Below are 25,704 nucleotides of genomic sequence, written 5' to 3'. Positions count from 1 at the left end.
CGACAGCGGGGCGCTGCGGTACGTCGCGGCCACGAGTCATGCACACATGTCAGCGCATGCCGATGAACGGATGCCGTCACCCGAGTGACCGCACGATGACCCGAGTCAGGACAGGGGTTTGAGGTCCAGGTCGGCGCGGGTGATGCCGGAGCTTACCGTCGCGAAGGCGGTGTAGCCATCCGCCGCAGCGCGCTCGAGGAGCGCCTTGAGGTTCTTCGTGCGCTGTTCCAGCCGGACGCGCGCGCCCTCGCCGATCAGCGCGGCTTTCAGGGCGACGAGCTCCGCGACGGGGACGTCGCGGTCGTGGACGAGCACGACCGCGGATGCCGCGGCATCCTCTCCCCCACTCAGGAGGTCGACAATGCGCTCGAACCCGATCGAGAACCCGACCGCCGGCACGTCTTGGCCGAGGAAGCGTCCGATCATGCCGTCATAACGCCCACCGCCGCCGAGCGAATACGCCACACTCGGATGCGCGAGCTCGAAGATCGTGCCGGTGTAGTACCCCATGCCCCGCACGAGGAACGGATCGAAGACGAGCGGGATCTCGCCGGGAAGATCCGCCGAGGGACGCGCGGCCGCGACGGCCTCGCCGATCGCGACCAGGTGGGCGACGATGTCGTCGGGCGCGCCGACAGGCAGCGCCTTGCGAATCTGGCCTTCGCCGTACGGGCGGTATTCCAGGGTCTGGGGCCGCATCATGAAGGAGCGGAACGTGTCGACAGCGGCCGGTGCCGCGCCACGGTCCGCAAGCTCGGCGACCACACCGTCGACGCCGATCTTGTCGAGCTTGTCGATCGTGATCAGCACTCCCGGACGCTCCTCTGCCGTGAAGCCGAAGCTGTCCAGCATCCAGTCGAGCGCGCGACGGTCGTTGATGCGGATCGAGCCACCCTCGAGGCCGAGCGCATCGAGGGTGTCGAGGCTCGCGACGAGGAGTTCGGCCTCGGCGCGCGCGGTGGCATCGCCGATGATGTCGATGTCGCACTGCACGAACTGGCGGTAGCGCCCCTTCTGCGGGCGCTCGGCGCGCCACACCGGGGCCATCTGGATGGAGCGGAACACACTCGGCAACTCCGCGCGGTGGCTGGCGTAGAAGCGCGCCAACGGGACGGTGAGGTCGTAGCGCAGCCCCAGGTCGCTCAGCGCCGCCGGGTCGTCGGCCGCGGCGCGGACGGCGTCGGCATCCAGCCCGCGCTTGAGCACGTTGAACGCGAGCTTTTCGTTGTCGCCGCCGATGCCCGCGTGTAGGCGGGCGTACTCCTCGACCACGGGGGTCTCGATCTCATCGAACCCGTGCGCGCGGTAGCGCTCACGGATCACGGCGAGCACACGCTCGCGCCGGGCCTTGTCAGCGGGGAGGAAATCGCGCATGCCGCGCGGCGGGTTCACGGATGCCACGGGCCTATTCTTCCAGGTCGACCGCCGGTCGCTGCGCGGCGGTGTCCCGGGCCTGCGGTTCACAACTCCGGAGATTCGGTCCACGGCGGGCGCCTGTCACCCGATTGGAGCTGCTGGGTGCACGATCTCCGGAGTTGTGAACGCCAGGGCTCGAGTACCCTCGCCGTCAGCCGGCTTCGGCCGCGCGGATCTCGCCCTCGAGGCGGCGGATCGCCCCGCGCAGGGCGCGCTCGGCATCCCAGCCCCGTTCGCGCGCTGCCCCGACGGCCTCGAGCAGCACCTCGCCGAGCTCCTCTTCGCTCTGCACCCCGCTCCAGCCCCCGCTGCCGCGAGACACCACCGCCGCACCGAGACTCCGTTCCGCTGCCGGTGTCTCGGTGCGCAGAGGGTGTCTCGCCGACGGGGTGGGGGCCGAGGCAGACGGCGGGGTCACCAGCGCGGAGGCACGGCCGAGGAGCTTCTGGGCGAGGGACAAGGGTGGCATGTGCGGCGAGATCCCGTCGAGCACGGAGCGACGCTCGTGCTTTTCGGCCGCCTTCGCGGCGTTCCAATGGATGAGGACTTCTTCGGGCGTCGCGGCCACGGCATCCGCGAAGACGTGGGGATGCCGGCGGATCATCTTCTCGGACAGCGTCGCGGCGACGTCATCGATGTCGAACGGGTCGTCGGGATCCTCCGCGGCGATCGCTGCGTGGAAGAGGACCTGCCACAGCAGATCGCCGAGCTCTTCGCGGAGATCGGCGCGCGTACCGGCCTCGACGGCGTCGATCAGCTCGGCGCTCTCCTCCACGAGGTAGGGCACGAGATCGGCGTGCGTGATCTGCTGCGACCACACGCACCCCTGGCGCACCGCCCGCATGGTGTCGGCGGCACCCCGAAGAGGGTCAGTCTCGCTCAACTCGCCTGCAGAACCCGTCGATGATGCCATGCCCGCCAGGATACGAGCCCGGCGGCGAGAATCAACGAGATGCCGGACCCGGCGAGCACGCCGAGCGTCGCTTGATCCCGGATGCCGGGCGCCCCCGCAAAGGCGAGTTCCGACAGGAGGAGCGACACGGTGAACCCGATGCCGCCGAGGGCACCGGCCGCGAGGAGATCACCGAACGGCAGCGCCTGCGCCGCAGGAACCCGAAGAACCCGCTGCGCGATCCAGCCCGCACCGGCGATGCCGATGAGCTTTCCGACCGGAAGTGCCAGGAGCACGCCCCAGAACGCCGGCGACAACTCACCCGCTGACACCTGCGGGATCACGACGAGCGCAGCCACCAGAGCGAACAACGGCAGCACGATGGCGTTGACCCACGGTTCGATCTCATGGCGCACCCGCAGCGCAGGCTGCTGGGCCATCACGAGACCGAGAACCACGCCCGCGATCGTCGCGTGCACCCCCGACTCATGCACGGCGTACCAGGTGCCGATCCCGGAGATCACCATGCCGACGACTGCCCACCGGCCCCCGCGTGTGTCGACGAGGCGGCTGCACACCGCGAAGATCACGATGAAGACAAGCGCGAGCAGGATCATCGCGAAGTTCACGTCGGACGTGAACAGGACCGCGATGAAGACGATCCCGACGATGTCGTCGAGGATCGCCAGAGCCAGCAGGAACACCCGCACGGCCGGCGGCAGGCCTCGCCCGAACACCGCGAGTACCCCGAGCGCGAAGGCGATATCGGTCGCCGTCGGGATCGGCCACCCGGACGCCGCATCCGATCCGCCGGCGACCAGAAGGTAGACAGCGACCGGGATGATGACGCCGCCGGCGGCGGCGAGCGCGGGGAGCACGGCACGCTTGGCCGAGTTCAGTTGACCGGTGGTGAGTTCGTATTGCAACTCGATCGCGGCGGCGAAGAAGAAAATCGCGAGCAACCCGTCCGAGATCCAATGCCGGACCGAGAGATCGATGACGCCGGGTATCCCCAGGTGGGCGTCGGCGATCGCAAAGGCCGCCGGGGCAACAGGAGAGTTCGCCAGGACAAGGCCCAGCGCCGCAGCAACCAGGAGAAGGATGGCGGGAAACCGTGCGGAACGCAGGAGTGCCATGGGCACCTTTCGGGGTCGGGGACACGAACGCCGACCAGACTTCCCGGCACACCCCGAGCGATTCTACCCGTGACATGCACGTAACACCGGCCCATTAGCGTGGAGGGATGCGCGAACTCACCCGCACCGAAGCCATCGACCTCGTCGGCCGCGGCGACGCCGAGCAGGAACTCCCCGAACAGATGCGTGCCGACGTACGCATGCTCGGCTCCCTGCTCGGTCGTGTCCTGCGCGAAAGCGGCTCCCCCGGTCTGTACGACGACGTCGAACGCCTCCGTCAAGCCACCATCGCGGCGTACACCGACGACTCCCCCGAAGCGTTCGAACGCGCGGCCTCGATCGCCGAGTCGTTCTCGGTCGAGCGGGCCGACGAAGTCGCGCGCGCGTTCACGGCATACTTCCACCTCGTGAACCTCGCCGAGGAGCACCAGCGTGTGCGTGTACTGCGCGAACGTGACGGACGGCCCGAACGAGAGGATGCCACCGACTCGGTGGCTGCTGCCTTCGTGCAGTTGGCTGCCGAAGTCGGCGACGACACCGCGCTGAAGCGCCTGCAGAACATGCGCTTCCACCCCGTCTTCACCGCCCATCCCACCGAAGCGCGCCGGCGCGCGGTGTCCACGAGCATCCGGCGGCTCGTGACCCTTCTCGGCGAAAACGACGCCTCGCTTCGCGGCGGGGCCGACGAACGGCGCGCGCAACGGCGGATGCTGGAGGAGATCGACACGCTGTGGCGTACCGCCCCGCTCCGCGTCGAGAAGCCGACCCCGGTCGACGAAGTGCGCGCGATCATGGCGGTCTTCGACGAGACGCTCTACACCGCGGTTCCGCACGTCTACCGCCGCGTGGACGACGCCCTTCAAGGACCGGCGGCCGGTGGCCGCGCGCCGGTGGTTCGTCCCTTCGTGCGCCTCGGAACCTGGGTCGGTGGCGACCGCGACGGAAACCCGTTCGTGACGGCCGCGGTCACCAAGAAGGCGGCCGCCATTGCAGCCGAGCACATTCTGCTGGGCCTGGAACGCTCGGCCGATCGCATCGCGAAAGCCCTCACGCTCGATGCGGAGTCGACCCCTCCGAGCGAGGCGCTCACCGCTCTCGCGCAGAGCCTCGCCGCTGCCGACGAAGACGGCGCTGCCGACGCCGCCAAGCGCGCGAAGGGCGAGCCGCACAAGCGGGTCATGCTGCTCCTCACCCGCCGCATCACCGCCACCCGCCGGCGCGACGCGGACCTCGCCTACCGGGACCCGGAGCACCTGCTCGCCGACCTGCGTATCGTGCAATCTTCGCTCGTCGCCGCCGGCGCACCGCGGCAGGCCTACGGGCACCTCCAGCAACTGCTGTGGCAGGTCGAGACGTTCGGGTTCCACCTCGCTGAACTCGAAGTGCGCCAGCACTCGGCCGTGCACGCGAAGGTGCTCGAGGAATGCCGCGCGGGGGGCGCGCTCAGCACACAGGCCGAAGAGGTACTGGAAGTCTTCCGCACGATCGCGCAAGTCCAGCGTCGCTACGGGCCGCGCGCCGCGGGTCGCTACATCGTGTCGTTCACGACGTCGGCTGCCGATCTCGCTGCCGTCCACGAGTTGGCCCGCTTCGCGGTCGGCCCCGGCGGCACCGCGCCGGTGCTGGATGTCATCCCCCTCTTCGAGACCTTCGCCGACCTGCAGGCAGCGCCCGGGATCATGGCCGAGATCGTCAGCCACCCCGACTTCGCCGCGCGGCTCGACGCGACGGACCGTCGCCTGGAAGTCATGCTCGGCTACTCCGATTCTTCGAAGGATGTCGGCCCCGTGGCGGCGAACCTCGCCCTGTACGAGGCGCAGGCGTTGATCGCGGCATGGGCGCAGGATGCCGGCATCCACCTCACCCTCTTCCACGGCCGCGGCGGCGCGCTCGGCCGCGGCGGCGGACCTGCCAATTCGGCGATCCTCGCGCAGCCGCCGCACTCGGTGGACGGCCGCTTCAAGCTGACCGAACAGGGCGAGGTCATCTTCGCCCGTTACGGAGACCCGGCCATCGCGATGCGTCACATCGATCAGGTCGCGGCGGCGGTGCTCCTCGCATCCGCGCCCTCGATCGAGCAGCGCAACCGCGACGCCGCCGAGCGTTTCGCTCCGGTCGCTGCCACGATGGACACCGCCTCGCGCGAGCGGTTCTTCTCGCTCGTGAAAAACGAGGGATTCGCGCAGTGGTTCGCCACCGTCACGCCGATGGAGGAGATCGGCCTGCTCGCGCTCGGCTCGCGTCCCGCGCGGCGAGGCCTGTCAGTCGAGTCGCTGGAAGATCTCCGCGCCATTCCGTGGGTGTTCGCGTGGTCGCAGGCCCGCATCAACCTGGCCGGCTGGTTTGGCCTCGGTACGGCGCTCGACGCGGTCGGCGACGAGGATCTCCTCCGGAGCGCCTACGCCGAATGGCCGCTCTTTCGCACAGTGATCGACAACGTCGGCATGAGCCTTGCGAAGGCAGACGCGCGCATCGCCCGTCGCTACCTCGACCTCGGCGACCGTGACGATCTCGCCTCCCTCGTGATGGACGAGATGCTCCTGACGCAAGACTGGGTGATCAAGATCACCGGCGGTGAGGGCCTGCTCGCAAACAAGCCGGTGCTGCAGCGCGCGGTGAAGATGCGCAGCCCCTACGTCGACGCGCTCTCCCTGCTGCAGCTGCGGGCCCTTCGGGTGCTCCGCACCGGCGAGTCGGCCTCCGACGCCCCACCCGAGTGGCAGCGCCTGCTGCTGCTGTCGGTCAGCGGCGTCGCGGCGGGGCTCCAGAACACGGGCTGATCCCGGGCATCCACCCATGAGAGGGGACTATCCCGCTGAGACGGCAGCCGACGACGGCCGTCTCAGCGGGCGCGTGCCGTCTCAGCAACGGGGAGCGAGAGAGTCAGTCGGTGCGGCGGTCGTGCGCGTGGCGGGCGAGCGCGGCGCCGTAGCGCTCGGTGAGCTGGACCATCAGGTCCGGTGTTGCACGGTCGAGACCGAAGACATAGCCGGGGAAATCGAGGTCCTTCTGTAGCGCCCAGATCTCGTCGTGACGGTCCGGGGAGAGCACCTGGGCAGGATCGCCCACCGCGATCCACCCGATCGGGACGACGGTGTCCGGCGGGAGGACTGTGCGCAGGTGTACGACCGCGTTGATGCGCACCTCGCATCGCTCGCCGATTCGGGCACCGTTGAAGACGCGGGTCCCGGTCGCGAGGAACACCTCGTCGGCGATGCTCGCTCCCGAGACGCTCGCCATCGGGCCGACGAGGACGTGCGCGCCCAGGTGAACCGGATGCGCGGCACTCGCACGGACCAGAGCGTTCTCCATCACGATCGTGTTCTGGCCCACGGTCACCGGTCCTCCTTCGGACGTGATGACAGCGCCGTGCAAGACCTGGCATCCCGCGCCGATCACGACGTCCCCGGAAATGACGGCGGTGGGGGCGATGACGGCATCAGGATGGATGCGGGGCCAGGCACCCACATGTTCGAACTGCATGATGACCTCCTCGACCCGAGCGTAGGGCGCTGGTGCAACATGCGTCGAGGCCCCTCATGTCCGCCGCTAGGGTGAAACGGGCCTCGTTGCCCACCCTGCCCCACCCTTCGGCCAGAAAGCTCCACCGTGACCGACACCCTCGCTCCGCTTCCCGATGCCGTCCGTTCCGTCTTCGACACGGTGCAGCGACGAAACCCCCACGAACCCGAATTCCAACAGGCCGTCCACGAGGTGTTGCATTCCATCGCCCCCGTCCTCGAGGCCCACCCCGAGTACGTCGCCGGCGGCATCACCGAGCGGATCGTCGAGCCCGAGCGGCAGATCCTCTTCCGTGTGCCGTGGACCGACGACGCCGGACGCCTCCAGGTGAATCGCGGCTTCCGCGTACAGTTCTCCTCCGTCCTCGGGCCCTACAAGGGCGGCCTGCGATTCCACCCCAGCGTGAACCTGTCGATCGTGAAGTTCCTCGGGTTCGAGCAGATTTTCAAGAACGCCCTCACCGGTCAGGGCATCGGCGGCGCCAAAGGCGGCAGCGACTTCGACCCGCACGGCCGGTCGGACTCCGAGATCATGCGGTTCTGCCAGTCGTTCATGAACGAGCTCTACCGCCACCTCGGCGAACACACCGATGTTCCCGCCGGTGACATCGGTGTCGGCGCACGCGAGATCGGCTTCCTCTTCGGTCAGTACCGCAAGATCACCAACCGGCACGAATCCGGCATGTTCACGGGCAAGGGTGTCCAGTGGGGCGGGGCCGAGGTGCGCACCGAGGCGACCGGGTACGGCGCAGTGTTCTTCGCCGAAGAGATGCTGGCCGTCCGCGGCGACTCGCTCGCGGGCAAGCGCGTCTCCATCTCCGGATCGGGAAACGTCGCCACGTACGCGATCGACAAGGCCCGGCAACTCGGCGCGGTGCCGGTCACCGCATCCGACTCGTCCGGGTACGTCATCGATGAGGCGGGGATCGACGTCGCCCTGCTGCGCGAGATCAAGGAAGTCCGGCGCGCGCGCATCTCCGCCTACGCGGCCGAGCGACCGTCTGCCCGGTTCGTCGAGGGAGGTTCCCCGTGGGAGATCGCGGTCGATGTCGCGATCCCTTCGGCGACGCAGAACGAGCTCGATGAGGATGCTGCGCGCACCCTCATCGCCAACGGCGTCATCGCGGTCTCTGAGGGGGCGAACATGCCTTCCACTCCCGGTGCCGTCACGGCGCTGCAGCAGGCCGGCGTGCTCTTCGGACCCGGCAAGGCTGCCAATGCCGGTGGTGTCGCGACCTCGGCCCTCGAGATGAGTCAGAACGCCGCTCGCCAACGCTGGAGCTTCGATGACAGCGAAGCGAAGCTGCGTGCAATCATGAGTGACATCCACCGCTCCGCGTTCGAGGCCGCCGAGCGGTACGGACGACCCGGCGATTACGTCGCCGGGGCCAACATCACCGGCTTCGAACGCGTCGCGCACGCGATGCTCGCGCAGGGCGTGATCTGAGCACCTCCCGGGAGAATCCGCCGATGGCCGCAGAGTCCGCCGCATCCGCCACGAAGGTCTCGACGCTCACCCTGTCGACGTTCGTCGTCGGCTCGATGATCGGCGCGGGCGTCTTCTCGCTCCCCAGCACCTTCGCCGCCCAGACCGGCGTCGCGGGTTCGCTGATCGCGTGGGCGCTCGCCGGTACCGGGATGTTCCTGCTGGCGCTCGTCTTCCAGCGTCTCGCGTTGCGTCGTCCCGATCTGGATGCCGGTGTCTACTCGTACGCACGGGCGGGCTTCGGACGCTATCTGGGGTTCCTCTCCGCCTGTGGCTACTGGGCGAGCGCGTGCGCGGGCAACGTGTTCTATTGGGTCTTCATCATGTCGACGGTCGGCGCGATCGCCCCGGCGCTCGGCGCGGGTGACACCCCGCTCGCGGTGGGGATCTCCTCGGTGGGGCTGTGGGTCTTCTTCTTCCTCGTGCGTCGCGGGACGCGCGAGGCCGCCGCGGTCAACCGCATCGTCAGCGTCGCCAAAGTCCTGCCGATCGTCGTGTTCGTCTTCCTGTGCATTTTCGCGTTGGATCCCGCGGTCTTCGTGGCAAACCTCACCGGTGACCAGGCGATTCCCCTGTTCGAGCAGGTGCGCGGCACGCTGCTGGTCACGGTGTTCGCATTCATCGGCATCGAGGGGGCGAGCGCGTACTCGCGCCATGCCCGCGGGCGCCGCGACATCGGCCGGGCGACGGTGCTCGGCTACCTCAGTGTCCTCGCGATCTTCGTGTCCGTGACGATCGTCTCGTTCGGCATCCTGCCGCGCGCGGAGATCGCCGCTCTCCCACAGCCGTCGATCGCGGGAGTGCTCGCCGAGGTCGTCGGGCCGTGGGGGGCGGTGTTCGTCGGGGTGTCGCTCATCGTGGCGGTGCTCGGGGCGTACCTGTCATGGACGCTCATGGCGGCCGAGGTCCTTCTCGTCGCGGCACGTGACGGCGACCTGCCGGCCGTGTTCGCCCGCACGAACGCGAAGGACGTGCCGGTGGGTGCGCTCACGATGTCGACGGTGCTCGTCCAGATCTTGATGGTGGTCGTCCTGTTCGCGAACGATGCGTTCGACGTCGCCCTGAACCTCACCAGCGCACTGGCGCTCATCCCGTACTTCCTCACGGCCGGGTTCGGTCTCCGCGTCGCATTCGGCGATGCGCACGGGAGCACCCGCGGCCGGGCCATCGCTGCGGTGATCGTGGCCGCGCTCGCGACCGGCTACACCGCTTTCCTGCTCTACGCCGCGGGCGGCGAATACGTGCTGCTGGCGATGCTGATCCTCGTTCCCGGGACCGCGTTGTTCGCTCTCGCTCGCCGCGCGGCGGGCGCACGGGTGTTCGCCCCGGGTGAATGGGTGATCTTCGCCGCCGCGCTGGGGGGCGCGATCGCCGCCGTCGTGCTTCTCAGCAACGGCTCGATCACGGTGTGATCAGCCGAGCTTCTCGGCGTCGGCGGCGACCGGCAACGGAAAGAGCTGGTCGAGCAGCTGTCGCACCCACGCGATGAGGTCGGCATCGGAGAGATGGTCGCCTCCCGCCGTCGGCAACGGCACGATCATCGCCTCACCACCGGCGAGCACCTTGGACTTCGGATAGAGGCGCTGCACGCGCAGGCGCATCGAGTCGGCCTCCGGCGCAGGAACGACGCGGAGATTCGGACCCATCGCCACGACATCGGCAAGGCCGGAAAGAGCCGCCCGGCGGCGCAGACGCGCAACCGCGAACAATCCTTCGACCTCGATCGGCGGTGTACCGTACCGGTCGGTGAGCTCTTCGGCGACGAGGTCGAGCGCGTCATCCTTCGCGGTCGCGGATGCCGCGGCCGACAGCTTCTGGTACGCCTCGAGGCGCAGACGTTCGCTGTCGATATACGCGTCGGGAATGCGGGCATCTACCGGCAGTTCGAGGCGGAGTTCGGCGGGGCCCTCGACGTCTTCACCGCGGAAGGTCGCGACGGCCTCACCGATCATCCGGAGGTACAGGTCGAACCCGACGCCGGCGATGTGACCGGCCTGCTCGGCGCCGAGGAGGTTGCCGGCACCGCGGATCTCGAGGTCCTTGAGCGCGACCTGCATGCCCGACCCCAGGTCGTTGTTGACGGCGATCGTCTCCAGGCGATCGGCCGCCGTTTCCGACAGCGGCTTCATCTCGTCATAGAGGAAGTACGCGTAGGCCCGCTCCCGACCGCGGCCGACGCGTCCGCGCAACTGGTGCAGCTGGCTCAGACCGTACTTGTCGGCGCGGTCGATGATGATCGTGTTGGCGTTGGAGATGTCCAACCCCGTCTCGATGATCGTCGTCGAGACGAGCACATCGAACTTGCGCTCCCAGAATCCGTCGACGACTTCCTCCAGCGCGTGCTCCCCCATCTGCCCGTGCGCGACGGCGACACGTGCCTCCGGGACGAGTTCGGCGAGTTGCGCGGCGACACGCTGGATCGACTGCACCCGATTGTGCACGAAGAAGATCTGGCCTTCGCGCAAGAGCTCACGGCGGATCGCCGCGGCGATCTGCTTGTCGCTGCGGGGTCCGACGTAGGTGAGGATCGGATGGCGGTCCTCGGGCGGGGTGGCCAGCGTCGACATTTCCCGGATGCCGGTGACCGCCATCTCCAGCGTCCGCGGGATGGGCGTCGCGCTCATCGCGAGGATGTCGACGTTGGTCTTCATCTTCTTCAGCGCGTCTTTGTGCTCGACTCCGAAGCGCTGTTCCTCGTCGATGATCATGAGACCGAGGTCTTTGAAGATGATTTTGTCGGTGAGGATGCGGTGTGTCCCGATGACCATGTCGACGGTGCCCTCCAGGAGCCCGGCGAGCGTCTCGCGGGCTTCCTTATCGCTTTGGAAGCGGGACAGCGCGCGCACCTGCACCGGGAACCCGGCAAAGCGCTCTTGGAACGTTTCGAGGTGCTGCTTGACGAGCAGAGTCGTCGGGACCAGCATCGCGACCTGCTTGCCCTCTTGGATCGCTTTGAACGCGGCACGCACGGCCACCTCGGTCTTGCCGAACCCGACGTCGCCCGAGAGCAACCGGTCCATCGGGATCGGCTTTTCCATGTCGGCCTTGATCTCATCGATCGTCTGCAATTGGTCGAGGGTCTCGGCGAACGGGAACGCCTCTTCCAGCTCACGCTGCCACGGGGTGTCGGGCCCGAACGCGTAGCCCTTGGCCGACATGCGTGCGGAGTAGAGCTTGACGAGCTCGACCGCGATGTCACGGACGGCTCTGCGTGCCTTGCCCTTGGCCGCGGCCCAATCGCTACCGCCCATCTTCGAGAGGACGGGCGCCTCGCCGCCGACATACTTGCTCAGCAGGTCGAGCTGGTCGGTGGGGACGAACAGCTTGTCGCCGGGGTGCCCGCGCTTGGACGGCGCGTACTCGAGCACGAGGTACTCGCGCGTCGTCTTCACCGCGTTGCGACCGCCGCTGGACACCTCCCGCTGAACGAGTTCGACGAATCGACCGATGCCGTGCGTCGCGTGCACGACGACGTCACCCGTCTTCAGCTGCAACGGGTCGACGACGTTTCGGCGGCGCGAGGCGAGCTTTTTGACGACCCGCCCGTCGGCACCGATCGTCCGGCCGTAGAACTCGCTCTCCGTCAGCACGGCCAGTCGCGCGTCGGGCAGTTCGAATCCGCTCTCCAGATTCGCCACGACGCACACGGCCACCCCCGGCTCGGGGACGGTGTCGAGGAGGTCGGTCGCGCGCGCAGTGATGCCGTGCTCGCCGAGAACGTCACGCGCACGGTCGACGAGTCCGACGCCCGACGCGGTGACGATCACGCGCCACCCCTCAGCGATGAGCTCACCGACGTGAGCCGTCGCACCGTCGACATTGCCGTGGAAGGAGGGCACCGACGTCGCGGCAATGCGCACGACCGAACTGTCGATGAGGCCTTCAGCCGCGGCATCCGCTGCCCCGGAGTCGAATGTGCTGAGCGTCCACCACCGACCGCCGCGCTCGCTTGTGGCGGCGTGCAGTTCGGGGAGCGAGAGGAAGTCGCCCGCGCCGAGGTCGACGGGCATGTCGGCGCCCGCCGTCGCGGCGCTCCACGCGGCCTCGAGGAACTCGCGGTTCGTCTCGCCGAGCGTGATCGCACGGGTGACCGACCGTTCCGGGTCGACGACGGCGGCCGCGGTGCCGCGCGGAAAGTAGTCCACAAGGGGAACGACCGCGTCGGCGACGACGGGAAGGAGCGACTCCATCCCTTCCACCGGGATACCGGCGCTCATCTTCTCGAGCATCGTGCGTAGCCCGGGGAACCGTGGGAGGAGGTCGGCGGCGCGCGCGCGGACCTCGGACGTGAGCAGCAACTCGCGGCTCGGGAGCAGTGTGACCTGCGCGACCTCTCCCGGGAGGGAGCGCTGGTCGGCCACCGAGAACGCGCGGATCTGTTCGACCTCGTCACCGAAGAACTCGACGCGGTAGGGGTGTTCGGCCGCGGGCGGGAAGACGTCCATGATGCCGCCGCGGACGGCGAACTCGCCACGGCGCGAGACCATGTCGACGCGGAGGTAAGCGAGTTCGACCAACCGCCGGACGACCGTGTCGAGTTCGGTTCCCCGACGACCCGCCGTCACCTCGAGCACTCCCGCATCGGTCAGGCCGGCGGCGACCGGCTGCAGGGCGCTCCGCACGGATGCGGTCACGATGAGCGGCCCATCACCGGAATACTCCGCCAGCCGGCGGAGGACCTCGAGCCGCTTCCCGACGGTTTCGGCGCTGGGGCTCAGTCGCTCGTGCGGCAACGTCTCCCACGCGGGGAAATGCAGAACAGACGCGTCGGGCACGAGAGCCTCGAGCGCCGCGCCGAGGCTTTCGGCGCGGCGACCGGTGGGCGCGATGGCGAGGAGGACCGCCGGCTGCCCGGCCGCCACACGACGCTCGAGCAATGCGGCCAGAACGGGAGCATCGAGCCCGGCGATGACCGAAAAATCGGTGTCTGCGAGGGCCGCGGCATGCGCGTTCTGGAACGATTCTGCCTGCGCAAGGGCGCGCACGATCCCGGAAACTGTCACCGGGAGAGTCTACGTCGTCCCCACCGACACGCTCCGGCATCGCTGGTCCGACTGCCTAGGATGGGGCCGTGACCGCGAACCCCCCTCCGCACCCGAGCACACCGCGCGCCTACCCGGTCTTTCCGGCGCCGACGAGCGCCGCAGGTGTCAGCCAGCCCACGCCGGGAGCACCGCCGGTGTTCACCGGCGCCGCGCCCGTGTCGTCCGGCGGACGATCCCCGCGCCTCGGCGTGATCGCTCTGGTCCTCGCCATCACCGCCGCCGCGGGAGCCAGCATCCTCAGTGCCGTCACCGCCTATCCCGCCGCCGTTGGCGCGATGACCGATGCCCTGACCCTCAGCCCCGAGGGGCTGGAGAACCTCTCGAACGATCAGCTGCTCATGGTGCTGAGCCCCGTGCGCGGGCTGGCGCTGTGGGCCGAGATCGGGTTCTGGGCCGGCACCGTGCTCGGAATCTGGGCATTCGTACAGGGCATCGTCGCGATCGCCACGCGGCGCGGGCGCGGCGCGGGAATCGCCGCGGTCATCATCGCCGCCCTGGGCCCCGTGGTGTTCTCGCTGATCGTCGGTGCATCCGTGCTGGGCGGAATCACGGCCGGCGCCGCCTGATCCCCGCCGCCGCCGCCGAGGTCACGACGGGCGCGGAGCGTGGAAACGCTGCTGCGCGGCGAGGAGGCCATCGCCCACGACGAGTTCCACGGCATCCGCGGCCTCGGCCAGGAGCAGCGGTAGGTCCTTACGCTCGGTGGAACCGAACGGGTCGAGCACCCAGTCGGCGGGGTCCTGGCGACCCGGCGGGCGACCCACGCCCACCCGCACGCGAGCGAATTCCGGTGTTCCGAGCGCCTTGGCGACGTCCCGCACGCCGTTGTGGCCGCCGTGGCCGCCGCCGATCTTGAGCTTGATCGCATCGAACGGGATGTCGAGCTCATCGTGGACGATGATCACACGCTCCGCCGGAACACCGTAGAACTGCGCGAGCGCAGACACCGGCCCGCCCGACACGTTCATGAACGAGTTCGGTTTGGCGAGCACGAGCTTCGCGCCCCCCGGGGTCAGCCACGTCTCCGCGACGCGGGCCTGCGCCTTGTGCGCGCGCAAGGTCTCGCTTCGCCGGGCCGCCAGCTCGTCGATGACCATCTGTCCGACGTTGTGACGGGTCGACTCGTACCGAGGTCCCGGATTTCCCAGCCCCACGACCAGCCACGTGTCTGCCATGTCTCCCTCCGGGCGACGAAACCCGCCCGCACCAGTATCGGTGGGGACGGGTTTCGACCGTGGATCGTCCTTACTCGGCGGCCTCGACAGCTGCGTCGCCCGACTGCTCTTCGGCAGCGGCCTCGTCGGCAGCCTCGATCTCGTCAGCGGCGGTGTTCGACGGCACACCGACCGCGACGATCAGCGTCTCGGGGTCGGTGATGAGCGCGGCGCCCTTCGGGAGCTTCAGGTCGGCGGCCGTGATGCGCGCGCCGTCCTCGAGGCCCTCGACGTCGACCTCGACGCTCTGCGGGATGTGCGTGGCCTCGACCTCGAGCGACACCGTGGTGTTGTCGAGGTTGATGACGGTGCCGGCGGCGGGCTCACCGATGACGACGACGTGAATGTCGACCTGGACCTTCTCACCCTTCTTCACGACGAGGAGGTCGATGTGCTCGATGATCTGGTGCACGGGGTCCTTCTGGACGTCCTTGACCAGCGTCAGCTGCTGTGTGCCCTCGACGTCGAGCTCGAGCACGACGTTGGCGCGACGGATGAGCAGCGCGATCTGGTGACCCGGCAGCGCCACGTGCACGGGGTCGGTGCCGTGACCGTAGATGACGGCGGGGATCTTTCCGGCGGCGCGGAGGCGGCGGGCGAAGCCCTTGCCGAAGTTCTCGCGAACCTCGGCGACGACCTTGGTGTCGATCTCAGTGGACATGATGTTCTCCTTGCGGGCGGAAAGCCCAGGTTTGGGTCTGTGGTTTCGACTCGAACGCACACGCGTGAGGAAGGCCAGGGTTTCCCAAGAGCACATCACCGCGTCGATCACGGATGCTGTCGCAGCATCCCTCGCCGAAGTACAGCCGCCAGTCTACCAGCCCGCTACGATGGGCACGTCACGATCCGACGCACCGCTGATCTGCCCCGACGGAGGCTCCCATGGACTACGGCTGGCTTTCTTACGCGTTCATGTGGCTGATCGGGCTGATGTCGATCGGCGCAACCGTCGGCGTCATCGGTGCCCTCTGGTCGATGGGACGCTCGGGCTACCGCAAGGACTGAGCGGGCGCACGCACCAGCAGGTCGACGATCCGCTGAACCACCGATCCCAGATCGGCATCATCCGCGACCCTGATGCCCGCTTCATCGGACCCGAGCGGTTCGACACGTGCCGGCGGCTGATCCAGCTTCGCCACCCGCGCTGCGCGATCCCGGCGCGGAACCCGCGTGCGGATCACAGGGGATGCCGTGGCCACGAGTTCGACGAAGATCACATCTGACACCCGCGAGCGGATGCGGTCGCGCCCCGACCGCGCCAGGAGCGGGCAGGCGACGACGACGGCCGGGTGCCGCAGAGCCCAGGCGATGCCGTCCAGCCAGGCGGCGGGGACGTCCGCGGGCGCGAACCGCGCCGCCACGGACACTAGCAGGTCGTCACCGTCGATGAACGGTGATCGCAACGATGCCGCCACGGCAGCACCGATGAGAGCCTTCCCCGAATCCGACGGACCCATGACCACGATGCGCATGGTCGAAGTGTCCCACGCCCCCGGAGACCGATCACGGCATGCCACGCCGTCGCCGGCGCACCGGAACCGGCGCCCTATCTCGTGCGCGAGAGATACGCGTCCAGGGCCGAGCGCGCTCGCCCGGCGGTCTGGATCACACCCTGAACGTTCTCGACCCGCACGCCCGGCTCGTCCGGCTCCAGGTGCTGCAGCGTCGTGAGCTGCGAATCGAGCAACGCGGGCGGCATGAAGTGCTGGCGTGAACGCATGCGACGGTCGAGCTCATCGCGGGACACCAGCAGTTCCACGAAGATGGTGCTCGGCTGGGCGGCGACGATCCGCTCGCGATATCTGCGGGCCAAGGCAGAGCACGCGACGACGAGCCCCGCGTTGCGTGTCAACTCCGCTCCGACGAGGTCCAACCAGGGCCAGCGGTCGTTGTCGTCGAGCGGACTTCCGGAGGCCATCTTCGCGACATTCGCCGCGGGATGCAGGTCGTCGGCGTCGACGAACCCGACACCGAAGTCCACGGCGAGTGCGGCGCCGACCGCGGTCTTCCCCGACCCACTCGGCCCCATCACCACGATCCGTGGTGCGCTCACGTTGCCTCCACCCCCATCTGGACCACCACTTTGCCGCTCTGCGCCGACTCCCGCGCCGTGTCGAAGGCGACGCGCGCATGCTGCGGACCGAAGACGTGCGTGATGACCGATTCGATCGCGGGATGTGCCGTAAGCAGCACGATCGCTTCGTCGATCTCGTCGAAGAAGCGGAACGCACCGACCAACGTCGCTTCCTTCGAGACGAGCGGCGCCAGGGAGATCGGACGGGGTTCCGCGGGAAGCATCCCGATCTGGACGACCACCCCTCTCCGCCGGACGGCGATCAGCGCAGCGGTCACGGCTGCGGCCGCTCCCGAGCATTCCAAGACGACATCGAACTCTTCACTGCCGACATCGTCGACCCCGATCTGGATCACGGCGTCCGCGCCCAGTCGACGCGCACGCTCGAGCGGCTCGGGCAACAGGTCGCTGACCGTCACCTCGCGCGCACCGCGGGCGCGCGCGGCCACGAGGGAGAGTAGCCCGATCGGTCCCGCACCGCACACGAGAACCCGGGCGCCCGCGAGGTCGCCGGCTCGTCCCGCGCCGTGCAGAGCGACCGCGAGCGGCTCGGCCAGCACCGCGCGGCGCAGCGGAAGCTCGGACGGCAGCGCTCGGATCATGTCCCGCTCCACGAGCAGGTACTCGCTCATCGCTCCCTGCGTGTGCGGAACGGTCGACGCGCTCCCGAGGTAGGACCCGCCCGGCCACAGATGCGGCGCCGCGGGCACATCAGGATGCGCCGCTCCGAACCGCGCCGGGTGCACGGTGACCGCGGTGCCCGTCGCGAACTCGCCCGACGGGTCGCTGTCGACCCAGCCGGAGACCTCGTGACCCGGAACAAGAGGCTCCGTGACGACGAAGGCGCCGTTGGCTCCCTCGAAGAAGTAGTGCAGATCTGATCCGCACACACCGACGTAGCCGATGCGTAGCCGCACCTGACCGGCGGCAGGAAGGGGAACGGGGAGGTCCGACACCGCGATGTCGCGCTTTCCGGTGATGACGACGGCATCCATGCGATCTCTTTTCTCGTCCACGATCACACGACGGCGGTCATGCCGCCGTCGACGAACAGGTTCTGGCCGCTGACGAAATCACTCGCCGAAGATGCGAGGAAGACGAGTGGTCCGCTCAGTTCCTCCACGCGGCCCCACCGTCCGGCGGGCGTTCGCGCCGACACCCATCCGGTGAAGTCCTCGTCGGCGACGAGGGCGGCGTTCATCTCGGTCGCGAAATACCCCGGGGAGAGTGTGTTGACCTGGATGCCGAAGCGGGCCAGGTCGGCGGCCATCCCCCGGCTGAGAGAGGCGACACCGCCCTTGCTCGCCGAGTACGGTGCGATGGTCTGACGGGCCAGCGCCGACTGGACCGATCCGACATTGACGATCTTCCCGGAGCCCCGGTCGATCATGCCCGGAACGACCCAGCGCGACACGTAGAACGCACTGGAGAGATTTGCCGAGATCACCGCATCCCAGTCCGAGATCGAGAACTCGCCGATCGGCGCCCGCCGTTGGATTCCCGCGTTGTTGACCAGGATGTCGGGAGTCCCGACGCGGCCGACGAGAAGACCGATCGCTTTTTCGACCTCCGCCGCATCGGTCACGTCGAACGTGACCGTGTCGGGCTCTCCCCCGCGGCGCTCGGCGATGAGCTCGGCGGAGCGGGTCACCGACCGCGGGTCGCGCCCGTGGATGATGACGTGCGCTCCTGCGGCCGCCAGCGCGTCGGCCAGAGCATGGCCGAGCCCGCGGGACGAACCGGTGACCAGCGCGGTTTTGCCGGTCAGGTCGAACAGCGGGGGCTGACTAGACAAAGGACACCAGCCCGAACAGCACGAGCACGATGGCGAAGCCGACGACCGATTCGAGCGCTTGCTGGACGGTCCAGGTCTTCAGCGTCGTCTTGACGTCCATTCCCATGAGGCGACCCACGAGCCAGAATCCCGAGTCGTTCACGTGACCCGCGAACACGGAACCCGCGGCGGTGGCCAGGACGGCGCACGCGATCTGGAGCGGCGAGAAGTCCGCGGCGACGATCGCCGGGGCCACGAGGCCCGCGGCGGTCACGAGTGCCACCGTCGCCGAGCCCTGCGCGACACGGAGGACGACAGCGATGAGGTACGCGGCGAAGATCACCGGAATCCCGATCGAGGCAAGGGAGTCCGACAGGGCGTCGCCGATGCCGGAGGCGCGCAGCACCCCGCCGAACATGCCTCCGGCACCAGTGATGAGGACGACCGAGCAGATCGGACCGAGCGACGAGTCGACGATCTTCTCCAGGGCGGTGCCGTGGACACCGCGTCGCGTCCCGAGGACGAACAGGGCGACGAGGACGGAGATGAGCAGCGCAATCTGGCTGGTGCCGATGAGGCGGAGCGCCTGGACCCAGACGGCTTCCCCGTCGAGCGTGCCGGTGGATACCAACGACGAGACGCCCGTGTTCAGCAAGATCAGGAACAGCGGGATCGACAGCACGCCGATCACCGTTCCCGCCTTCGGCGGGTTGGTGGGCTGCACATCCTCACCCCCGAAGAGATTCATGATGGGGAGCGGAATGCGCTTGTCGACGAACCTCGCCCAGAGGTAGCCGGTGATGTACCAGGTTGGGAGAGCGACGACCAGACCGAGGAGCAGGACGAGGCCCAAGTTCGCGCCGTACGTCTCGCTCGCCGTGATCGGGCCGGGGTGCGGGGGTACGAAGACGTGCATGACCGAGAAGGCGGCCGCAGCGGTGATGCCGAACAGCAGCATGTGCTTGCCACCGATGCGACGCCCCACGGCGAAGATGATCGGCAACATGACGATCAGGCCCGCATCGAAGAACATCGGGAAGCCCATGATGAGCGACGCGACGCCGAGCGCGAACGCGGCCCGCTTCTCGCCGAAGATCGAGACCATCTTCTCCGCCAGCACACGGGCACCGCCGGAGGTCTCCACGAGCGCACCGAGCATCGCTCCGAGACCGACCAGCAGGGCGACCGCACCCACCGTGCCACTGAAACTGTCGACCAGGACTTTACCGATCTCCCCCACCGGGATGCCGGTCGCCAGCGCTGTCAGCAGCGAGACCAGCACCAACACGAGAAACGCGTGCAGCTTCACGCGAATGATCAAGATCAGAATTACGGCGATCGCGCCTGCTGCAATCAGCAGCAACGGCACCGCGCCGAGGGTTTGCGTCCACTCATCCATGGGTGTGTTCTCCAGTGAATCATCCACAAGTCGGGACCGGTCCCGACGTCGTGCGGGACACGTTGCCACATAAGTACTACTTTTGACAAGTAATAGTCGTACTTTTCGTTCCGGCACACGCTACGCTGGCCACGAACGAAGGACCCCGATGCCCCTCCCCCTCCCCGACAAGGCCTCACACGCACACCTCGTGGAGGTCCTCGGACGCCGCATCGCCGGTGGAGACATTCCGCAGGGCACGGTCATGACTGCCGCGACGCTCGAGCGCGAGCACGGTGCGTCGCGCACCGTCGTGAGGGAAGCCGTACGGGTCCTCGAAGCCCACGGACTCCTCTCCTCCAAACGCCGCGTCGGGCTCATCGTGCGTCCCCGCGGGGAGTGGGACAGCCTCGATGCACGCGTAATCCAGTGGACGCTCGACGGGCCGCGACGACGAGATCTCCTCGTCGAGTTGACGCAACTGCGCGTCGCGGTCGAACCGGTCGCCGCCCGTCTCGCGGCCGAACACGCCACCGAGACCCAGCGCGCCGAACTCGTGCGCCTCGCGACGGAGCTCAGCGACCATGGCGCGCGCGGAGAGGGCGACAGCGATGCGTATCTCGCGATCGACATCGCCTATCACGCGTTGTTGCTGGAGGCGAGCGGCAATGCTCTCTTCCACCAGCTGGTCGGACCGATCTCCGAGATCCTGCGGGGACGCTCGACCCGCGGCCTGACGCCCCGCATCCCGCGCGTCGGCACGCTCGAAGCCCACCTCGCCACAGCCCGCGCCATCGCCGCCGCTGACGAGGTCGCCGCGGAGACCGCCGCCCGTGAGCACCTGACACTTGTTTCTGGCGAAGTGCGCGACTTGTGACGCGCCCGGTACTCTCGATCTCGACCCCTGAACACTGAGGAGTTCTCCATGCCCGCATCCACCGCCAACATCGGAGTCGTAGGACTCGCGGTGATGGGATCGAATCTCGCTCGCAATCTCGCCAGCCGCGAGGGCAACACGGTCGCCGTGTTCAACCGCTCCTACGAGAAGACCGAGACGCTCGTCACGGAACACCCCGAAGCCGGGTTCGTGCCGGCGAGCACGTACGAGGAGTTCGCCGCCGCTCTGCAGAAGCCGCGCACTGCGATCATCATGGTCAAGGCCGGTCGGCCGACCGACGCGGTCATCGACGAGCTCATGCGCGTCTTCGAACCGGGCGACATCATCATCGACGGCGGCAATTCGCTGTTCACCGACACGATCCGTCGCGAGAAGGCGGTCGGCGAGGCCGGCTTCAACTTCGTCGGCATGGGCGTCTCGGGTGGCGAAGAGGGCGCACTTCTCGGCCCGTCCCTCATGCCCGGTGGCCCCGACGCCGCATGGGTCACGCTCGGCCCGATCCTCCGTTCGATCGCCGCGGTCGCCGAGGGTGAGCCCTGCGTCACGCACGTGGGTCACGACGGCGCGGGCCACTTCGTCAAGATGGTGCACAACGGCATCGAGTACGCCGACATGCAGCTGATCGCCGAGGCGTACGACCTCATCCGCCGCGGAACCGGTAAGACTCCCGCCGAAATCGCCGACGTGTTCGCCGAGTGGAACCGTGGGGAGCTCGAGAGCTACCTGATCGAGATCACCGCCGAGGTGCTGCGCCAGAACGATGCGGCGACCGGCTTGCCGCTCGTCGACGTCATCGTCGATGAAGCGGGCGCCAAGGGCACGGGTGCCTGGACGGTGCAGACCGCGCTCGATCTGGGTGTGCCGGTCTCCGGGATCGCCGAGGCCACGTTCGCCCGTTCACTGTCGAGCCATCGGGAGCAGCGAGATGTGTCGGGTGCTCTCCCCGGGCCGTCCGACGACGCCTTTACGGTTCCGGATGCCGACGCGTTCATCGAGCAGGTGCGCCTCGCGCTCTACGCGTCGAAGATTGTCGCGTACTCGCAGGGCTTCGACGAGATCCGCGCCGGCGCCGCGCAGTACGGCTGGACGATCGATCTCGGAGCGATCAGCCGGATCTGGCGCGGCGGGTGCATCATCCGCGCCCAGTTCCTGAACCGCATCGCCGACGCCTACGCCGCGGAGCCGGAACTGCCGGTCCTCCTCAGCGCTCCGTACTTCGTCGAGGCCCTGGGCCGGGCGCAGGATGCCTGGCGCGACATCGTCCAGGTCGCCGCGGGCGCCGGCATCCCCGCCCCCGCCTTCAGCTCGTCGCTGGCCTACTACGACGGTCTGCGCGCGGAGCGCCTGCCCGCCGCCCTCATCCAGGGACAGCGCGACTTCTTCGGCGCGCACACATATCGCCGCACCGACAAGCCGGGTACGTTCCACACGCTGTGGTCGGGCGACCGCACCGAAATCGAAGCCGAAGACACGCACTGACAGAGAGGCGGCCCCCGAGATCCTCGGGGGCCATCTCATGTCACAGCCAGTCGTTCTTCTTGAACACGACGTAGAGCCCGGCGCTGACGGCCACCATCAGGGCGATCGCGAACGGATAGCCGAAGGCCCAGTCGAGTTCGGGCATCGCGCGGAAATTCATGCCGTAGATCCCGGCGATCAGCGTCGGCGCGAAACCGATGGCGGCCCAGGACGAGATCTTTTTGACCTGGTCGTTCTGTTGCAGACTCGTCTCGGTCATTGCCTTCATCTGCTCGTTGCGGCGCTGCTCGACCATCGTCGCGTGGATGCTGAGCGCGGTGTCGAGCGTCTGCCGAAACCCCGAGACGCGACCTTCTACGTAGCGCGCACGGTCGGTCACCTCCCGGAAGGCCGACTCCCCCAGGCTGCTGTGGTGCCGCGCGGAGAGCCCGCGCAAACGATCGAGGATGTCCGGCAGCGGCGCGGTGGCATGCTGCAGGTCGATCACTTCACGCTGCAGGCCGAAAATGCGGCGGGACACATCCGGCTGCTCTCCGAAGAGCTCCTCTTCGATCTCATCGATGTCGTTTTCGACGCCGTCGAGGACGCCGCGATACCCGCGGGTGACCAATTCGGTGATCACCCACACGACACCCAGCGCACCGTTGGCGAAGACCTCCGGATGCTTCTCCAGGCGCTCACGGGCCTGCTTCAGGTCGACCTGGGGTGTCCGCGTGATCGCGACGACGAGCTTCTCCGAGACGAACACGTCCACTTCGTCGCACTGGACCGTCTCGGATGCATCGTCGTAGCGCGCGGGTTGGAGGACGAGGAACAGATCATCGCCGTATTGCTCGAACTTCGACCGCTGATGCCCGCGGAGCGCCTCGAGGACACCGAGCCGGTTCAGCCCGAGGTCGGATCCGAGCGCCCGCACCTCGTCATCGGTCGCGCCAGTCACCCCGATCCAGGCGAGCCCGTCCCGGGCCCGCGCCTCGGCGAGCGCCTCGGTGGGCGACGCATCGGTGAGGACAGGCGAGCCGTCGACGTACACGACGGTGTGGAAGGCGACCATGCTGCAACACTAGGCCGCAGCGCACGGCACCCCCGAACGCTTCGGATCCAATTCATAGACTCTGCATAGGCTCGGCCATAGCCGCTCCACAGGTGGGCCACGACAATAGGGGAATGACCGCGCTCACCCCCTCCCCGGCCCTGCACCGTCCCGACGGATCGCCGCTGCGCGTGTTGGTCGTGGACGACGAGCAGATGTTGACCGACCTGTTGTCGATGGCCCTCCGGATGGAGGGCTGGGAGGTCCGCACGGCCGGGTCGGGTTACGACGCCTTGACTGTGGCGCGCGAGTTCGATCCCGACGCACTCGTCCTCGACATCATGATGCCGGACCTCGACGGCATGGCCGTGCTGCAGCGACTGCGGCACTCCGGCAACGACGTCCCCGTTCTGTTCCTGACCGCGAAGGATGCGGTCTCCGACCGCGTGGCCGGCCTCACGGCGGGCGGTGACGACTATGTCACGAAACCGTTCAGTCTCGAAGAAGTGGTCGCGCGTCTCCGCGGTCTCATGCGCCGGGCCGGGAATGCCACAGCGGGTGGGTCGGACCCCATCCTGCGCGTCGGCGCATTGACCCTCAATGAGGATTCGCACGAAGTCGAACGCGACGGGACCGAGATCGAGCTGACGGCGACGGAGTTCGAGCTCCTCCGCTTCCTCATGCGAAACCAGCGCCGTGTCGTCTCGAAGGCGCAGATCCTCGACCGTGTCTGGAACTACGACTTCGGTGGCCGGTCGTCGGTCGTCGAGTTGTACATCTCTTACTTGCGGAAGAAGATCGATGCCGGCCGCGACCCGCTCATCCACACCGTGCGCGGCGTCGGTTACATGATCAAAGCACCCCAGTGACCGCTTCGCGTACGCGTCGACGCTGGAGCTTGCAGACCCGCCTGATCATCACGGTCGTCTCACTCGTGGCGTTGATCCTCATCGCCGTGGGGCTGGCGACCGGGACGATTCTCGGTCAGATCATGCGGACCAACCTCGACGCCCAAGTGACGGCGGCATCGAGCCGCATCCTCTTCCTCCCCAGTAGCTCCAGCACCGCTGCCTCTGTGCTCGACAACGGGCGCCAGGAGGTCGGCACTCTTCTCGTGATGCAGTCATACGACGGCACGAGCGGCGCGTACATCGACCAGGACGGCGACGTCGTGGCGCTCACCGACGCGGAGAGCGTCGTCGGCAGTGTCGAACCCGACGGCTGGGGCACGGTCTCCGTCGCCGGTCTCGGCGAGTATCGCGTGAAACTGCAGGGCGCGTCCGGGAGCCTGTATTACATCGTCGGGATGCCCACATCCGAACTCAGTTCCACGGTCGCGCAGATCCTCACGACGGTGACGCTCCTGACGCTCGGCGGCCTGCTGGTGCTCGCTGCCGTGATCGCCATCGTGATCCGCCGCTCGTTGAGACCTCTTCGCTCCGTCGCCGACACGGCGGCGCGCGTCGCAGCACAACCTCTCGATTCCGGCGATGTGACGATCTCCGAGCGGGTCCCGGCATCCGAAGCCGATGACTCCGATGAAATCGGCCGAGTGGGTGCCGCCCTGAACACCCTTCTCGACCACGTCGACACCTCCTTGGCCGCCCGTCAGCGAAACGAAGAGCGGATGCGGGCGTTCGTCGCCGATGCGAGCCACGAACTGCGCACCCCCCTGGCCGCGATCCGCGGCTACTCCGAGCTGTCACTGAAGGCCCTGAGCCTCGGCGCGGGGGCGGGGGCGACGACAGCGCAGATCGAAGCCGGGGCGCAGCATTCCCAACACGGGCTCGAGCGGATCCAGGCCGCGTCGCTGCGGATGACGACCCTGGTCGAAGACCTGCTGTTGCTCGCCCGCCTCGACGAGGGCAAAGAGCTCGTCTACGGCACGGTCGACCTCACGCGCGTCGCCGTGGACTCGGTCGCCGATGCGCAGGCAGCGGGCCCGCACCACGAGTGGATCATCGATGTCGGGGAAGAGCCCGTTGTGGTGGCCGGAGACGCCACGCGTCTCCACCAGGTCCTCGCGAACCTGCTCGCGAACGCCCGCGTACACACTCCGGACGGCACCCGCGTCACCACGACCGTGCGACTCGAGGACGGCGATGCCGTGGTGCGCGTGGCCGACGACGGGCCCGGCATCGACCCCGCGGTCGCGGATGAACTCTTCGAGCGCTTCGCGCGCGCCGACTCGTCCCGCGCACGCCAGACCGGGGGTACCGGGCTGGGCCTGTCCATCGCGAAGGCGATCGCGACAGCGCACCACGGCACGCTGTCCGTGGAAAGCGAACCCGGCGCCACCGTGTTCGAGGTGCGACTCCCCGCGCGGCCCGGGACCCCGGCATCCTGACCGGCGCTCGG

General features: G+C 68.3%; 22 protein-coding genes. 9 read left to right on the top strand and 13 right to left on the bottom strand.

The features are described 5' to 3' along the window. Positions 1 to 105: 105 nt before the first annotated feature. The 3 genes from Q0653_RS00790 to Q0653_RS00780 all read right to left on the bottom strand — a co-directional run bounded on the left by Q0653_RS00790 (position 106) and on the right by Q0653_RS00780 (position 3,444). Positions 106 to 1,374 (bottom strand): ATP phosphoribosyltransferase regulatory subunit, encoded by a 1,269-nt coding sequence (locus Q0653_RS00790; RefSeq protein ID WP_298943068.1) that lies wholly within the window; start codon positions 1,372 to 1,374, stop codon positions 106 to 108. A gap of 193 nt (positions 1,375 to 1,567) precedes the next feature. After that, a complete protein-coding gene (locus tag Q0653_RS00785) occupies positions 1,568 to 2,329 on the bottom strand; it encodes a MazG nucleotide pyrophosphohydrolase domain-containing protein (protein ID WP_298941894.1) in 762 nt (253 codons plus the stop codon). Next, positions 2,296 to 3,444, bottom strand: coding sequence for a Na+/H+ antiporter NhaA (locus Q0653_RS00780; RefSeq protein ID WP_298941892.1), 1,149 nt, complete (start codon positions 3,442 to 3,444; stop codon positions 2,296 to 2,298). Before Q0653_RS00780 ends, Q0653_RS00785 begins: the two co-directional genes overlap by 34 nt. A gap of 107 nt (positions 3,445 to 3,551) precedes the next feature. On the opposite strand from Q0653_RS00780, the gene Q0653_RS00775 reads away from it, so the two are divergent. After that, positions 3,552 to 6,224, top strand: a complete 2,673-nt coding sequence (locus tag Q0653_RS00775) for a phosphoenolpyruvate carboxylase (RefSeq protein ID WP_298941889.1) — start codon at positions 3,552 to 3,554, stop codon at positions 6,222 to 6,224. Positions 6,225 to 6,327: 103 nt separating this feature from the next. Here Q0653_RS00775 and Q0653_RS00770 read toward each other — a convergent pair whose 3' ends face one another. Then, positions 6,328 to 6,927, bottom strand: coding sequence for a gamma carbonic anhydrase family protein (locus Q0653_RS00770; RefSeq protein ID WP_298741860.1), 600 nt, complete (start codon positions 6,925 to 6,927; stop codon positions 6,328 to 6,330). Positions 6,928 to 7,053: 126 nt separating this feature from the next. Between Q0653_RS00770 and gdhA the strand changes: the two genes are divergently transcribed. Both gdhA and Q0653_RS00760 read left to right on the top strand, forming a co-directional pair. Beyond that, positions 7,054 to 8,412 carry an NADP-specific glutamate dehydrogenase gene (gdhA, locus tag Q0653_RS00765; protein WP_298741862.1) on the top strand — a complete coding sequence of 453 codons (1,359 nt, stop codon included), beginning with the start codon at positions 7,054 to 7,056 and terminating at the stop codon, positions 8,410 to 8,412. Positions 8,413 to 8,435: 23 nt separating this feature from the next. Further along, complete coding sequence (locus Q0653_RS00760) at positions 8,436 to 9,863, top strand: basic amino acid/polyamine antiporter (RefSeq protein ID WP_298941886.1); 1,428 nt, start codon at positions 8,436 to 8,438, stop codon at positions 9,861 to 9,863. Here the strand turns inward: Q0653_RS00760 and mfd are convergent, their stop codons facing one another. Further along, positions 9,864 to 13,454, bottom strand: a complete 3,591-nt coding sequence (mfd, locus tag Q0653_RS00755; RefSeq protein WP_298741867.1) for a transcription-repair coupling factor — start codon at positions 13,452 to 13,454, stop codon at positions 9,864 to 9,866. 68 nt (positions 13,455 to 13,522) lie between these two features. Between mfd and Q0653_RS00750 the strand changes: the two genes are divergently transcribed. Next, complete coding sequence (locus Q0653_RS00750; RefSeq protein WP_298941885.1) at positions 13,523 to 14,062, top strand: hypothetical protein; 540 nt, start codon at positions 13,523 to 13,525, stop codon at positions 14,060 to 14,062. A gap of 21 nt (positions 14,063 to 14,083) precedes the next feature. Here Q0653_RS00750 and pth read toward each other — a convergent pair whose 3' ends face one another. After that, positions 14,084 to 14,671 carry an aminoacyl-tRNA hydrolase gene (gene pth, locus Q0653_RS00745; RefSeq protein WP_298941883.1) on the bottom strand — a complete coding sequence of 196 codons (588 nt, stop codon included), beginning with the start codon at positions 14,669 to 14,671 and terminating at the stop codon, positions 14,084 to 14,086. Positions 14,672 to 14,741: 70 nt separating this feature from the next. After that, positions 14,742 to 15,371: a 50S ribosomal protein L25/general stress protein Ctc gene (locus Q0653_RS00740; RefSeq protein ID WP_298741874.1), complete on the bottom strand. Its 630-nt coding sequence runs from the start codon at positions 15,369 to 15,371 to the stop codon at positions 14,742 to 14,744. A 221-nt stretch (positions 15,372 to 15,592) separates the two neighbouring features. Between Q0653_RS00740 and Q0653_RS00735 the strand changes: the two genes are divergently transcribed. Continuing rightward, entirely contained in the window at positions 15,593 to 15,715 is a 123-nt protein-coding gene (locus Q0653_RS00735) for a hypothetical protein (RefSeq protein WP_298941882.1), read from the top strand. Here Q0653_RS00735 and Q0653_RS00730 read toward each other — a convergent pair. The 5 genes from Q0653_RS00730 to Q0653_RS00710 form a co-directional block, all read right to left on the bottom strand. Beyond that, positions 15,700 to 16,182 carry a hypothetical protein gene (locus tag Q0653_RS00730; RefSeq protein WP_298941880.1) on the bottom strand — a complete coding sequence of 161 codons (483 nt, stop codon included), beginning with the start codon at positions 16,180 to 16,182 and terminating at the stop codon, positions 15,700 to 15,702. The two genes, Q0653_RS00735 and Q0653_RS00730, sit on opposite strands and share 16 nt — an antisense overlap. Before the next feature lie 74 nt (positions 16,183 to 16,256). Then, a complete protein-coding gene (locus tag Q0653_RS00725; RefSeq protein WP_298941878.1) occupies positions 16,257 to 16,763 on the bottom strand; it encodes a gluconokinase, GntK/IdnK-type in 507 nt (168 codons plus the stop codon). Then, positions 16,760 to 17,779 carry a zinc-binding dehydrogenase gene (locus Q0653_RS00720; protein WP_298941876.1) on the bottom strand — a complete coding sequence of 340 codons (1,020 nt, stop codon included), beginning with the start codon at positions 17,777 to 17,779 and terminating at the stop codon, positions 16,760 to 16,762. Before Q0653_RS00720 ends, Q0653_RS00725 begins: the two co-directional genes overlap by 4 nt. A 23-nt stretch (positions 17,780 to 17,802) precedes the next feature. After that, positions 17,803 to 18,579 (bottom strand): SDR family oxidoreductase, encoded by a 777-nt coding sequence (locus Q0653_RS00715; RefSeq protein WP_298941874.1) that lies wholly within the window; start codon positions 18,577 to 18,579, stop codon positions 17,803 to 17,805. After that, a complete protein-coding gene (locus Q0653_RS00710) occupies positions 18,572 to 19,957 on the bottom strand; it encodes a GntP family permease (RefSeq protein ID WP_298941871.1) in 1,386 nt (461 codons plus the stop codon). Before Q0653_RS00710 ends, Q0653_RS00715 begins: the two co-directional genes overlap by 8 nt. 148 nt (positions 19,958 to 20,105) lie before the next feature. Here Q0653_RS00710 and Q0653_RS00705 point away from each other — a divergent pair, with 148 nt between their 5' ends. Together Q0653_RS00705 and gndA are read left to right on the top strand one after the other, a co-directional pair. Then, positions 20,106 to 20,813: an FCD domain-containing protein gene (locus tag Q0653_RS00705; protein WP_298941869.1), complete on the top strand. Its 708-nt coding sequence runs from the start codon at positions 20,106 to 20,108 to the stop codon at positions 20,811 to 20,813. Positions 20,814 to 20,861: 48 nt separating this feature from the next. Then, positions 20,862 to 22,313, top strand: a complete 1,452-nt coding sequence (gndA, locus tag Q0653_RS00700; protein WP_298941867.1) for an NADP-dependent phosphogluconate dehydrogenase — start codon at positions 20,862 to 20,864, stop codon at positions 22,311 to 22,313. A 40-nt stretch (positions 22,314 to 22,353) separates the two neighbouring features. Here the strand turns inward: gndA and Q0653_RS00695 are convergent, their stop codons facing one another. Further along, positions 22,354 to 23,367, bottom strand: a complete 1,014-nt coding sequence (locus Q0653_RS00695; protein WP_298941866.1) for a magnesium and cobalt transport protein CorA — start codon at positions 23,365 to 23,367, stop codon at positions 22,354 to 22,356. Between the two features lie 113 nt (positions 23,368 to 23,480). Between Q0653_RS00695 and Q0653_RS00690 the strand changes: the two genes are divergently transcribed. Beyond that, on the top strand, positions 23,481 to 24,215 hold the full coding sequence (locus Q0653_RS00690; RefSeq protein WP_298941864.1) for a response regulator transcription factor: 735 nt from the start codon (positions 23,481 to 23,483) through the stop codon (positions 24,213 to 24,215). Continuing rightward, complete coding sequence (locus tag Q0653_RS00685; RefSeq protein WP_366521944.1) at positions 24,212 to 25,693, top strand: ATP-binding protein; 1,482 nt, start codon at positions 24,212 to 24,214, stop codon at positions 25,691 to 25,693. Before Q0653_RS00690 ends, Q0653_RS00685 begins: the two co-directional genes overlap by 4 nt. The last annotated feature ends 11 nt before the right edge of the window (positions 25,694 to 25,704 follow it).

It is taken from the genome of uncultured Microbacterium sp. (genome assembly GCF_947488465.1).
Taxonomy (GTDB): Bacteria; Actinomycetota; Actinomycetes; order Actinomycetales; family Microbacteriaceae; genus Microbacterium.
Note: the sequence above shows the minus strand (reverse complement) of the source record. Positions and strands in the feature narration are given on the sequence as shown.